Here is a 13045-nt window from a genome sequence, read left to right as displayed (position 1 = left end):
AATGAATTTTTATCGAACACGCAATTAGACATGCCTTTTAAGGATTTTGTGCGATTATAGTTCGTATTTATATATCAATTTGGATTCAAATGAATTTATCTCAATGGAATATTTACTTATTAAATTTTTATATAAATTGGTTCTCTCTGATTACAATACTTTTATGTAAAAGTGTTTTTTGGACATCAATTATTCTTTGATTGGTACTTCCTCTAAATGGTAATCCATCTTCGTATAAAGTATTCACGTATTTACCGTCTACAAGTACGTCTATATAAGGTAAAATTTGTGATAATTTTTTGGATTTATGTATTTGCTCAAAGGTAAACCCGGTGTAACACCAAATATTTTTATGCGAAGTAGCTTTAATTTCTTTGGCTAGTTCGGTAAATTCTTTTACTTGTATTAACGGGTCACCGCCCGTAAAAGTTACATTTGAAAATTCTGATTGATTTATAATCTCAATCAGCTCATTAATCGTATAGGGCTTTCCATTATCAATATCCCAAGATTCCGGATTGTGACATTCTACACATTTATGAATACATCCTGCGGCATAAATTGAAGTCCTAAAACCGGGCCCGTCCACCGTTGTATCCTGTATAATATCTAGTATAGATAGTTTAGTCATGAATAATTCGGTCGTTTAATTCCGCTAACTTTGCATAATTCCATCTATCGGTTGTTCCTACTAAATATCCCGTAATTCGTTGCAAACGGTCAATATGGGTGCTTCCACATTTTGGGCATTCGTCTAAATGGGCAGAAGCATTTTCATACCCGCAAGGTAAACATCGGTTTCGAGTGTGATTCACAGAAGAATAGCCGATGTTATATTTATCCATCATATCTACAACAGTCATGATTGATTCGGGATTGTGAGTGGCATCTCCATCTATTTCAACATAGAAAATATGTCCACCGCGAGTTAAATCATGATAAGGTGCTTCAATTTTTGCTTTTAGGTGAGCGCTGCATTTATAATATACCGGTACGTGATTAGAATTAGTATAGTATTCTCTGTCCGTGATACCTTTAATGCTTCCAAAGTCTTTTTTATCTTTACTGGTAAACCTACCTGCTATGCCCTCTGCCGGTGTGGCTAGAATACTATAGTTATGTTTATAATTTTCTGAAAAAGTTAAAGACTTATCCCTCATAAATGTAACTATTTCCAGTCCTAATTTTTGAGCCTCCTCATCTTCCGCATGATGTTTTCCTATTAAAGCTACTAATGCTTCGGCAAGTCCTATAAACCCGATTCCCAAAGTACCTTGGTTGATTACTTTTTCTACTGTTTCTTCAGACTTTAGTTCTTCGGATCCATTCCATAATGTCGACATTAATAAAGGAAATTGTTTGGGAGCTGCTGTTTTTTGAAATTCAAAACGTTGATGCAGTTGCTCGGCAGCTATTTGTAACGTATGATCCAGCTTTTGGAAAAATTTACGTTTTCTTTCAGTTTCATCATTTATTTCGCGGGTTTCTAATGCCAATCTAACTAAGTTGATTGTTGTAAAAGATAGATTACCTCTACCTATGGATGTTTTTTCTCCAAATCTGTTTTCAAACACACGCGTACGACATCCCATAGTGGCTGTTTCGTATTGATATCTTTTAGGATCTTGTGCATTCCATTTTTCATGATGATTGAATGTAGCATCTAAGTTCAAAAAGTTTGGAAAAAAACGTCGGGCGCTAACTTTGCATGCTAATTTATACAGGTCATAATTCGGATCCTCCGGTAAATAACTTACTCCTCGCTTTTTCTTCCATATTTGGATAGGAAAAATCGCAGTTCCACCGTTTCCAACACCTTCATCCGTACTTGTTAAAAGTTCTCTTATCACACATCTTCCTTCCGGAGAAGTATCCGTACCGTAATTAATGGAACTGAATACTACTTGATTTCCTCCCCTGGAATGGATCGTATTCATGTTGTGGATAAATGCTTCCATGGATTGATGAACTCTGCTTACGGTTCTATTGATGGCATGTTGTACAATTCTTTCATCACCTTGTTTTTGTCCAAGTTCTTCCTTAACATAATCCTTAATCGCGTAGTCATACAGGTGTTCATAATTTTGACCGTTTATATTTTCAAGAATTTTTATTTCCTCGATATAGCTTTTTCTAACAAACGGCGCTAAATAAAAGTCAAATGCCGGAATTGCCTGTCCTCCGTGCATTTCATTTTGAGCGGTTTCTAACGAAATACAAGCCAACATGCTGGCAGTTTCAATTCTTTTTGCCGGTCTTGATTCTCCATGTCCTGCAAAAAGACCGTTTTCTAAAATTTTATTTAATGGATGTTGTACACAAGTTAGACTTTTAGTCGGGTAATAGTCTTTATCGTGAATGTGTATATAGTTGGAAAGGACCGCTTCTTTGGCTTCAGGACTTAAAAGATAATCATCTACAAAGGGTTTGGTGGTTTCACTGGCAAATTTCATCATCATTCCTGCAGGTGTGTCTGCATTCATGTTTGCGTTTTCCCTTGTAACTTCATTGGATTTGGTTTCAATAATCTCTAAAAACATATTGCAAGTTTTAGCCTTTCTTGCAACATTTCTTTGATCTCTATAGGAGATATATTTTTTTGCCACTTCTTTACGGGGACTGTTCATTAATTCCATCTCTACCATGTCTTGAATGGCTTCAACCGTCATTTCTACATTGCCTGTTTGGGATATATCTTCAGTAATTTTTTGTATTAAAAAAGAATCCACTCCATTTTCTGTATTTTGCATAGCTTTGCTAATCGCATTAAAAATCTTATTTTTATTAAACTCGACAATGCGTCCATCTCTTTTAATAACTGTCTGAATCATTTTATGTTTACTTTATCTATTGCACTTTATGTAAGATGAAAACCTTATACTTGGAGACATAAAATTTAATTGTCGCCAAATACAGGGTTATATATGAAACTTGGAATACTAATAATTGTAACGTAATTATTGAATATTCAATAATTTAAGGTAGTAAGAATACAGGATTTTTTCCTGTTATTGGTCATGTATTCGATAAAGCTTCATATGTTAGTACAAAGATAATTTTATTTTTACTTAGCTTTTTTTATTTAAGAATTTAATTTTCAACATAATTATTTCTTATGATATTATTACTAAAATTTATAGAAAAATATCAATTATTGATCGAATCGTCTAAAAAAATAAATAAGTCAAAATAATAAATAATCACATTTTAAAAGATCAGCATTTAGGTAGTAAAGTTATTAACAGGGACTTAAATTTGGAGATATTATTTTACTATATTTGAGACATGAAAAAACTATCAGTACTTTTATTTTTATATACTTCTTTTATCTGCTATGCTCAGGAAAAGAACCTTACCTGTCTTGACTTTAATCGGGGTGAATTCAGAAATATTAGCGAAAATTCCAATTTAAGTTCTCTTATTGTGAGAAATGGCAATAAACAGTTGGAAGTTACCAACGGAGTTGAATCTTTTAAAAGGATTGAATGGTTAAATGATTGTGATTATATATTATTTTTCTCTAATCGAGACGCCAAAAAGGACGGTTTTAAAAGATTTATCAATAAAAATGGAGGGATAAAAGTAAAGACTGTTAAAATTGAAAAAAACATTTTATACTATAATACCTATTATTTTGACGGTAAAAAAGAAATTATAGGAGAAGGAAGATTACTTAAAACAAGTAATCATGCTTCATTTAAATAAAACTAATAAAAGTGTGATGGAAATGCCTCTTTAGGTTCCCTATTTAAGATATTTAATTTTATATAGGATTGTAAAAAGCCAAATCCATAGGAAAAAAATTGAATAAATGTTGTAAGTAAAGATATGAGACCGATTTTGATGCTCCTGTTTTTATAGCTTGAATCAAGGAAAATAGCACAGCAATAAAAAAGCAAAGGAAAGATACATCTATAATTAACTATCGATAAAACTAAGGACAAAACAGTGAATATCAAAAAAAGAGAAGGAAACCAAAAAGTAATTTTTGAAAAGTTAGGATGTCTTTGGTTCAATATGGGACGGGCAATTCCAAAATGATATACTTGATTAGCAAATTTCTTAAGGGAAGTTCTTCTTTTATGAAAAACCTTGCATTCAGGAAAAAATCGGGTTTTAAACCCTTTTTCCCAAAGAGTAAGACTTAAATCGGGGTCTTCTCCTACCCTCAATTCCGAAAATCCGCCAACACTTTTAAATGCTTCTTTGGATATACCCATATTAAAACTTCTAGGCTGGAATTTATTTATCGCTTTTTTATTGCCACGAATTCCTCCCGTGGTTATTAAAGAAGTCATGGAATATGAAATTGCTTTTTGTAAATCATTAAAATTTTTATCGGCCGAATCAGCTCCTCCAAAAGCGTCCACATAATTAAATCTTAATTCTTTACGAACATTTTCTATATAATGAACCGGAGCAATACAATCTGAATCTAAGAAAATATAATAATTTCCTGAAGCGTGTTCCGCTCCGTAATTTCTTGATAATCCTGCTCCGGAATTTGATTTGTAATAATATTTAATATCCAATACTTCTGCATAAGTGGAGACTATAGGTTCTAACTTTTCTTGAGATCCATCGTCTACAATAACAATTTCAAAATTTTTATCCCTTTGATTAATTAAACTAAACAGTAATTCCTGTAGTTCATCTTTTCTATTATAGACTGCTATAATAATTGAAATTTTTAAATGTAAATCTCCATGCATAGTTTTGTTTTATAGATTATAGATCCATCCGAACAATATCGGCGCCCAAGGCCCTTAATCTCTCATCGATGTTTTCATATCCTCTATCGATTTGATAAATATTATGTATTCGGCTGGTTCCTTTTGCAGACATGGCGGCAATTAGTAAAGATATGCCGGCTCTGATATCCGGAGAAGTCATTACTGTTCCTCGTAAAGGAAGTTCATGATTTAATCCGATAACTGTTGCTCTGTGCGGATCACAAAGAATTATTTGTGCCCCCATGTCAATGAGTTTATCAACAAAAAACAGTCTGCTTTCAAACATTTTTTGATGTATTAAGACGCTTCCTTTGGCTTGTGTGGCTACTACTAAAATAATACTTAATAAATCGGGGGTAAATCCCGGCCAAGGAGCATCGGAAATCGTTAATATAGATCCGTCTATAAAATTTTGAATTTTATAATGTTCTTGTGAAGGAATATACAGGTCTTCACCTCTTTTTTCGATTTGAATACCCAATCTTCTAAAGGTATCCGGTATATTACCTAAATTTTCCCAGCTAACCTCTTTAATGGTAATTTCCGATTTAGTCATGGCAGCCAAGCCAATGATGCTTCCAATCTCAATCATATCTGGAAGTACAGTGTGTTCGGCACCGTTAAGTTCGGAAACGCCATAAATAGTTAAAAAATTAGAGCCAATTCCTTCAATCTTTGCGCCCATTTTAATTAACATCTTACATAATTGCTGGATATAGGGTTCACAAGCTGCGTTATATATTTGAGTTTTTCCTTCTGCCAAAACTGCAGCCATAATGATGTTTGCAGTACCTGTTACGGAAGCTTCTTCTAAAAGTAAATAATTACCATTTAATTTTTTAGCTTTTACGGAATAAAACTTCTCTTCTTCGTCATACTCAAATTGAGCACCTAAATCAATAAAGCCTTTAAAGTGAGTATCTAATCTTCTTCTACCGATTTTGTCACCGCCGGGAACGGGAATATAAGCTTCTCCGAATCGACTTAAAAGAGGACCTAATAGCATAATGGAACCCCTTAGCTGAGCTCCGTTTTTTCTAAATTCTTTACTTTTCAAAAATTCAAAATCAATTTCTTCAGAACAAAAGGTATAATCTCCCTTAACGTTTCGGGTAACTTTTACACCCACTGTTTTTAATATTTCAATTAGTATTAAAACATCTTGAATTTCGGGTATATTTTTTATCCTAACTGATTTAGATGTTAAAAGGGTTGCACAGATAACTTGAAGAGCTTCGTTTTTGGCACCTTGCGGAAAGAATTCACCATGAAGAGGCTTTCCACCGCAAATCTGAAAAGTATTCATTATTTATTTTTATTTTTAGAAAAATTATTTTTCTTTTGATTTCTATAGTTACTATTGTTGTTTCTATTCTTGTTTTTATAAGAAGTATTTGAATTAGTCTGAACCGGCACATTCATTAAAGCTTCTTTTGAACTCAATTTTAAGGAACCGTTAGATAATTCTTCTAAATGATTAAATATTACTTCATCTTCTACCTGATCTTTGTTCCATTTCAGGTAATTTTTTTTCATTTGATTAGCGATCACATATTTCAATCCTTCTTTCTTATCACCTTCTTCCCATGACTTTGCTATTTCAATCATTTTTTTCACATTCGTTCCATAATATCTGTATTTAGATTCATTGGAAGGATAAGCCATTTTTTTGGGAGCCGTATTCATTTCTGCCTTGGTAGGAATCGGGTAAGGTGAATCTACTTTTAAATCAAAATTGGCCATTATAAAAAGTTGATCCCATAGCTTATGTTGAAAATCCGGCACATCTCTTAAATGAGGATTTAAATCTCCCATAACATCAATGATTGATTTGGCAAATTTATTTCTTTCATCATCGTCCTCGATCGTAATACAATGATCAACTAATTGTTGAACATGTCTTCCATATTCCGGGATAATTAATTTTTTTCTTTGAGTATTATACTCCATATTTTAATTTTAAAATTAATAATACAAATATTATTTTGTGTAAAATTTACTGTAGAAAAGACTCCTTTTTTCCGACCTATTAGGTAAGCTAATGGTTTATATATAAACCGTGTAATTTACATTAACATAAACAAATTGCCATAAAGAAATTTTTGTCATAAAATTTCTGAGTCTCTATTTATTTAGCTTATACTTTAGTCTTATAAAGTATATTTTTGTTTTTATTATATAGTAAACTGTAAACTCCTGACTAAATCATAAACATTTATGCGACTTATAAATAATGTCATCGGAAATTTTTTTTAAAAGGAACAATAGTTTTAGTAAATTATAAATCTACTATTTGTAGGTTGCAAATGTAATCATAATTCTTGATATTTTCCTTGTAATTAGTATTTATTTATCATATAGTTATTTTTTTTTCATTAATAAATAATTAATTGATGTAAATAATTTTATTTTTATGCAATTAATAAGGTTATCTAGGAATGTAATTGATTTTAACAAGCTTGATTCTCTATTAATTTATCTTTTTAGAATATTTATAACTATATTTTATATTTTGTTTATTTATTTAACTTTTTTAGGAATTGAATTTTCTTTTTTGGGCTATATATGAAGTTAATCCTAATATAGCAACCAATAATAGTACAATATATACCCATAAAGGTATAGGAACCGGATCTCCTTGTGCGTAAGAGTGTAAACCCGATAGATAATAATTTACACCAAAATATGTCATTATAATGGTCGAAAAAGCTACTAAAGATAAAAAATTAAATAGGTATTTACCCCTCCAATTAGGAACTAATCGCAGATGTAAGACAACCGCATAAACTATTACGGAGATAAATGCCCAAGTTTCTTTAGGATCCCAACTCCAGTACCGCCCCCAGCTTTCATTTGCCCAGATACCGCCCAAAAATGTTCCGATGGTTAATAAAAAAATACCAATCGTCAATGATAGTTCATTTACAATAGTTAATTCTTTAATTGAATTTTCAACTTTATAAGAAATATCTTTACGGTTTATTATAAACAAAAATAAAACTACCGTTCCTATTAAGGCACTCAACCCAAAAAAACCATAGCTGGATGTAATTACCGCAACATGGATCATTAGCCAATACGATTTCAATACAGGAACTAAGGGCGTAATTTGTGGATTCATCTGATCTCCTCCATGAGCAAATCCCATTAAGATAACTGCAACTAAACAACCCGCCGCAGGAATAAATCCATTTCTGTTTCGATATAAGAGAAAACCGGCCAATACACTTATCCAACTTATGAACAGTACCGCTTCGTATCCGTTAGACCAGGGTTCATGTCCCGAAACATACCATCGAATCCCTAATCCCATTCCATGTATAAGAACAGTTAGTACAACTAGACTTAACAAAATCCACTCCAACCAAGAATAAAGCTTATAGTTTTCAGTAAATAGCTTGGTAAATGCCAATATTAGTAATACAAATCCCAATACGGCATATACTATCATTATTTTAAAAAATACATCCCAATTATTGTATCTTAATTCCCAATTGATCTTAGCTTGAGAAGGTATAATTTCTTTCCCCCATTTGAGTTGATAATCGGATATTTTTTTCAGGGCTTCATCCGCTTGATTCCAATTATTATTATTTTCGGCGATAACTATCGCTCTAAAATATCCTCCCAACAAGTTCAAAGCAATGCTATCAGTTTTCATGTCGGGTAAAATCCAGGAAGTCCAGGTATGATTTTTATCGTTGGGTATCGGAATAAATTTTAAATAGTACCCGCTGATTAATCCTTGCATTACTTGGAGTTTATCATTTAACTCAATTATTTCTTTATCATAATTTGATCTTTCTGCCGGCTTTTTTCTAAAAGCTTTTTTAAAATCATTTTCTAAAATAAAATCGGGAGATCCATCCGGTTGGGTAGTAAATAAATTCATTAAGGAGGTATAACCTTCTGTATTTGCTTTAGTAATTTTTTTTAATTGGTCCCCTCCCTTAGTTCCTATTTTGAGTAAAGGAACATTTGCCCAAAGCATAGGATTAGTAGATATGGAAATAAAAAATTGATTAGCGTCCAACTCATAAAATTTTTCGCTTTTATGTAATTTTCGTAAAATTTCTAAAGCCAATGTATTCACCGGTTCAATTCGTCCCTCGGATGATTGAACCAAAAGTGCCCCAAATTTATCTGAATGTGATTTTGGAATGTGTATACTTTTACTAAAAGATTCCCCGTCTACTACTTTTGAATACGTTGTATTTTTACTATGGGTATGCTCATGAATTTCCGATTTATGGACGGAAGGTTTTGGTAAGGTGTCCGGATCGTTCTTCTCCGGATTTTGACTAAAAGCATATTGACTGAATAAAATAAATAATAAAAGATATGATTTTTTATGAGCAGCTATTTTTTTAAGTTGAACATTAAGTTTAGAAAATCTTGTTCCCTTCCAAAATAAAGTCATAAACATTCCCACTATTAATAATGCATAGCCTATATAGGTAAAAGTTGTCCCCCAGAAATCATGATTAACGGAAAGGACGGTTCCTTTTAAATCTGAATCAAAACTGGATTGAAAAAATCGGTATCCTTTGTAATTGAGTATGTGATTCATATAAATTTTAAAAGGTGTTTCTTTTCCATTATCTAAAATGGATATATCGGATTCATATGAAGAAGGACTGTTACTTCCCGGATAATGTTCCATAATAAATTTATTCAGTTTTAATGAAAATGGAGAAGTGGTATAGATTTTAGAACCATAACCTATAGAAATGAGCAAATTATCTAGGGCTACTTGTTTTTGAACCCCGGTTAACCCTTTTTTTCCATAAAATAAAAATTCTTTAGATTGTTGATTGGTTGAGGCTTTCATGTAAATAAGATCGGGATCCTCTGAATTTTTATTTTTATCCCCTTCATAATAAATAATTTTTCCCGATTGAGGAGTAATTGGTATCACAAAACTTACATTGGGAAATTGATAGAGACTGGCAAAATGTAATTTTTGTTTTTTATCGCTTCCTTCAACCGGAAGTTCTTCCTGTGTTGTCATAATCATACGCCTTCCCTTCATGGGCGAAGAAATATAGATTTCTTCATTTTCTGTGGTAATATTTATGGCTCCTTGAAGATAATTATTGAAACTTAGGGTTGAATTTTGAACTTGTCGGGCACTTCCTTCTTCAATATAAATAGTTTCTCTTCCCTTTGATCCTGAATAGATTACTTTTAATATTTTTTTACCTGAAGGTGCTATTTCTACTGAATCTTGAGCTCTTGGAATAAATTTTACAGATTCTAATTTTACCTTTTGACCTAAAAAATCGTAATTGGCAGAAAATTTCTTTTGAAACGGCTTAAGTAAAAAAGGAATATTTTCTGAGGTTAAAGTGAAAGGAATATCCTTATATGCTCTGGTTTCTCCTTGAAAATTTGAAATTTGTACTTTAAAGTAGGTTGCATCTGATATTATTTCATTATTTGTCTCTCCTTCTCTAATATGCATTTGTCCTTCATAGCTAATATATCTTGTGATAGCACCTCCTAAAAAAATAAAGATAAAAGATAAATGAAAAGTTAAAATGGGCCATTTTTTTAAAGACCAAAGCTTATATTTTTTAATATTTCCTATGAAATTTAAGATTAAAATGAGCATGATCAGTTCAAACCATTTCGAATTGTATATTAATGCCTTGGCAACTGAAGTACCGTAATCATTTTCTACAAAAGTTGCCCATGCCATAGAGAGGGCATAAATGACCAACATAATCGCTGTTGTTTTAGTAGAAAACAACAAGTCAAGAATTTTCTTCATTGGTTTTTTTATATTATTTTATATAAACTCCCAAAAATACATCAACTTACCTCTTCATCAAAATGTTTATAAAATAAATAGTTAAAACATGATTTTTTTAATTTTTTAATCATTTGATTCATTGGGCGGAATTAACTCACCACGTTGAAAAGCTCTTTGAAGTATCGATTCTACAAAGGCATCATCACGGATATGATAAGGATCAAAAGGTTCTTTTAAATCAATATCGAAAGCTCCCGCTTTTGCATTCCACCAAAAAGCCGACCAACCGTTCCTTAATTCTTTAATAATTTCATAAACGGTTTTACCGGTGTAACGATACATTAATTTGGAAAATATTCTGCCTTCTGTTTTGGTTAATCCTTTTAGTTTACCTTCATATTCTTCGGACAGTTGCTTTTGCCTTTTTTTTAAATATTTACGAAAAGCAGCATTATTTAAATTCAAGTTTAAGGAATCGTGTAAATTATTGTATTGTTTGAGTGCAATAAGAAAATAGGGATATACTCTAAAAACTCTTTTTTTAAGCCAGTTGTACTGATTCTTATCTAAGTTGTTGTTAAACTTAGGCATACCTTCTACTTGTATTGTTTTTAAGTCAATTAATACACTGTCTTCCGTAATGCTGTATTGGGATGATTCATTACGCATTACTGAATCAGAATTAAAATGAATAGTAGTTTCTAATGAATCTGTTTTTTGACATAGAACGATGTTGAAAATCAAGATAAATAAAAGAGTAAAAATTCTTAAGTTCATAAATTTTATCCCGTCAAAAACTATTCCCAAATTTAGTACATTTGTAAAAAACAGGTTAATATGAAAAATTCAATTATAAATGAAAATTCGTTGAAATTTTTAGAAAAATATATTAATACTCCCTCACCCACCGGAGCCGAAAGTAAAGGACAAAAATTATGGATGGATTATATTACTCCTTATGTGGACGAAGTCCGAACCGATAATTACGGAACTTCTTATGGAATTATTAATCCCGAATCAAAGTATAAGGTGGTAATAGAAGCTCATGCAGATGAAATATCATGGTTCGTAAATTATATCACTGATGACGGCTTAATTTATGTTATTCGCAATGGGGGATCCGATCATATGATTGCTCCTTCTAAAAAAGTTCATATACATACTAAAAAAGGCATCGTAAGCGGTGTATTCGGTTGGCCGGCAATTCATACCAGAAATTATACCGGAGTTGAAGAACCGCCTAAAGTAGAAACTATATGGGTTGATTGTGGTGCCTCCACTAAAGAAGAAGTTGAAGAATTAGGGATTCACGTGGGATGCATCATCACATATCCGGATGAATTTTTTATATTAAATGATACGTACTTTGTCGGCAGAGCTCTAGACAACCGTGTCGGCGGATTTATGATTGCAGAAGTAGCTAAGCTTATTAAGGAAAATAAAGATACACTCGATTATGGTTTATATATCACTAATGCTGTTCAGGAGGAAGTTGGATTGCGAGGAGCTGAAATGATCACGCAAACCATTAAACCTGATGTAGCTATAGTTACGGATGTTACTCATGACACTACTACTCCCATGATAAATAAGATGAAGCACGGAGAAATAAAATGTGGTAAAGGTCCGGTAATTTCCTATGCGCCGGCCGTACAAAATAATTTAAGGGAATTAATAATTGATAGTGCAGAAAAAAATAATATTCCTTTTCAGAGACAAGCTTCCAGTAGAGTAACCGGAACCGATACAGATGCTTTTGCTTATTCGAACGGAGGTATTCCATCTGCATTGATCTCTCTTCCTTTGCGTTATATGCACACAACGGTTGAAATGGTGCATAAAAAAGATGTTGAAAACACTATTCTTATGATTTATAATGCTTTAAAAGCAATAAAAAATAATCAAAGTTTTAAATATTTGTAATATAAATTTAAAAAGGAGCTATAAAAATAGCTCCTTTTACATTCTTTGTTATTTCCATTGTATGATATCAATGGTTTTAAATAGTTTATGATATTTTGGAAAAATAAACAAAGTAGGTCTCTGATAATTCAAAGACATCTATTATATATAATTTATAGTTAGTTACCATTTGAGTTTTGAATGGGTTTACTTTAAAAGCACGGGTTGTAATGCCTTTATTAGTAGATGAAGTGTTGAATATATTTTGATTATATAAATCGCGGAAACAGCATAGAAAAATATCTTTAATTCCGTAATTCCTTGCTAATTTTTTTGAGGTGGTTGAAACAAAATTTTCAGTATGAATTTTTAAATCTGTTGATTTCTTATTTTGATGTAAATTATTGAAGTAAAGATTAGAATATGACTTACCAATAGTTTGCCCATTGAAATAATTTATTCTATTAAAACAGGCAAAAATTATCAATATTGAAATTAATAATAAATTGTGAATTTTCATGATAATATTGGTCAGCTAAATAAGATAATGTTAACTTATCTGCAAAAATATTAAAAAAATTGTTAAAATTCATAATTTTATTATAACTTTCATTTTTATAAGGTTAGTTGGAAAAAAATTAAAAATTAAACAAAT

General features: G+C 31.5%; 10 protein-coding genes. 2 read left to right on the top strand and 8 right to left on the bottom strand.

What is annotated here, in order from left to right:
• Positions 1-127: 127 nt before the first annotated feature.
• Together nrdG and GFU93_RS00440 are read right to left on the bottom strand one after the other, a co-directional pair.
• Positions 128-631 (bottom strand): anaerobic ribonucleoside-triphosphate reductase activating protein, encoded by a 504-nt coding sequence (gene nrdG, locus GFU93_RS00445; RefSeq protein ID WP_160566060.1) that lies wholly within the window; start codon positions 629-631, stop codon positions 128-130.
• A complete protein-coding gene (locus GFU93_RS00440) occupies positions 624-2831 on the bottom strand; it encodes an anaerobic ribonucleoside triphosphate reductase (RefSeq protein WP_160566056.1) in 2208 nt (735 codons plus the stop codon). Before GFU93_RS00440 ends, nrdG begins: the two co-directional genes overlap by 8 nt.
• Positions 2832-3285: 454 nt before the next feature.
• Between GFU93_RS00440 and GFU93_RS00435 the strand changes: the two genes are divergently transcribed.
• Complete coding sequence (locus tag GFU93_RS00435) at positions 3286-3705, top strand: hypothetical protein (RefSeq protein ID WP_160556606.1); 420 nt, start codon at positions 3286-3288, stop codon at positions 3703-3705.
• Positions 3706-3707: 2 nt separating this feature from the next.
• Here the strand turns inward: GFU93_RS00435 and GFU93_RS00430 are convergent, their stop codons facing one another.
• From GFU93_RS00430 to GFU93_RS00410, 5 genes are all read right to left on the bottom strand, one after another.
• Positions 3708-4712, bottom strand: a complete 1005-nt coding sequence (locus GFU93_RS00430; RefSeq protein WP_160566053.1) for a glycosyltransferase family 2 protein — start codon at positions 4710-4712, stop codon at positions 3708-3710.
• 16 nt (positions 4713-4728) lie between these two features.
• Complete coding sequence (gene murA / locus GFU93_RS00425) at positions 4729-6042, bottom strand: UDP-N-acetylglucosamine 1-carboxyvinyltransferase (RefSeq protein ID WP_160567176.1); 1314 nt, start codon at positions 6040-6042, stop codon at positions 4729-4731.
• Positions 6039-6683 (bottom strand): DUF4290 domain-containing protein, encoded by a 645-nt coding sequence (locus GFU93_RS00420; protein ID WP_160566051.1) that lies wholly within the window; start codon positions 6681-6683, stop codon positions 6039-6041. The genes murA and GFU93_RS00420 overlap by 4 nt, the downstream gene beginning before the upstream one ends.
• A 583-nt stretch (positions 6684-7266) precedes the next feature.
• Positions 7267-10506, bottom strand: coding sequence for a c-type cytochrome biogenesis protein CcsB (ccsB, locus tag GFU93_RS00415; RefSeq protein ID WP_185150442.1), 3240 nt, complete (start codon positions 10504-10506; stop codon positions 7267-7269).
• A gap of 105 nt (positions 10507-10611) precedes the next feature.
• A complete protein-coding gene (locus tag GFU93_RS00410) occupies positions 10612-11265 on the bottom strand; it encodes a DUF4294 domain-containing protein (RefSeq protein WP_160566048.1) in 654 nt (217 codons plus the stop codon).
• Between the two features lie 60 nt (positions 11266-11325).
• Between GFU93_RS00410 and GFU93_RS00405 the strand changes: the two genes are divergently transcribed.
• Positions 11326-12411 (top strand): M42 family metallopeptidase, encoded by a 1086-nt coding sequence (locus GFU93_RS00405; protein ID WP_160566045.1) that lies wholly within the window; start codon positions 11326-11328, stop codon positions 12409-12411.
• 85 nt (positions 12412-12496) lie between these two features.
• On the opposite strand, the gene GFU93_RS00400 is transcribed toward GFU93_RS00405, so the two are convergent.
• Positions 12497-12910, bottom strand: a complete 414-nt coding sequence (locus GFU93_RS00400) for a hypothetical protein (protein WP_160566042.1) — start codon at positions 12908-12910, stop codon at positions 12497-12499.
• Positions 12911-13045: the final 135 nt, after the last annotated feature.

It is taken from the genome of Apibacter sp. B3546 (assembly GCF_009827885.1).
GTDB lineage: Bacteria > Bacteroidota > Bacteroidia > Flavobacteriales > Weeksellaceae > Apibacter.
Note: the sequence above shows the minus strand (reverse complement) of the source record. Positions and strands in the feature narration are given on the sequence as shown.

Coding starts and splice junctions, on each gene's coding strand:
- nrdG (WP_160566060.1), bottom strand. CDS start 631: ATGACTAAACTATCTATACTAGATATTATACAGGATACAACGGTGGAC.
- GFU93_RS00440 (WP_160566056.1), bottom strand. CDS start 2,831: ATGATTCAGACAGTTATTAAAAGAGATGGACGCATTGTCGAGTTTAAT.
- GFU93_RS00435 (WP_160556606.1), top strand. CDS start 3,286: ATGAAAAAACTATCAGTACTTTTATTTTTATATACTTCTTTTATCTGC.
- GFU93_RS00430 (WP_160566053.1), bottom strand. CDS start 4,712: ATGCATGGAGATTTACATTTAAAAATTTCAATTATTATAGCAGTCTAT.
- GFU93_RS00420 (WP_160566051.1), bottom strand. CDS start 6,683: ATGGAGTATAATACTCAAAGAAAAAAATTAATTATCCCGGAATATGGA.
- ccsB (WP_185150442.1), bottom strand. CDS start 10,506: ATGAAGAAAATTCTTGACTTGTTGTTTTCTACTAAAACAACAGCGATT.
- GFU93_RS00410 (WP_160566048.1), bottom strand. CDS start 11,265: ATGAACTTAAGAATTTTTACTCTTTTATTTATCTTGATTTTCAACATC.
- GFU93_RS00405 (WP_160566045.1), top strand. CDS start 11,326: ATGAAAAATTCAATTATAAATGAAAATTCGTTGAAATTTTTAGAAAAA.
- GFU93_RS00400 (WP_160566042.1), bottom strand. CDS start 12,910: ATGAAAATTCACAATTTATTATTAATTTCAATATTGATAATTTTTGCC.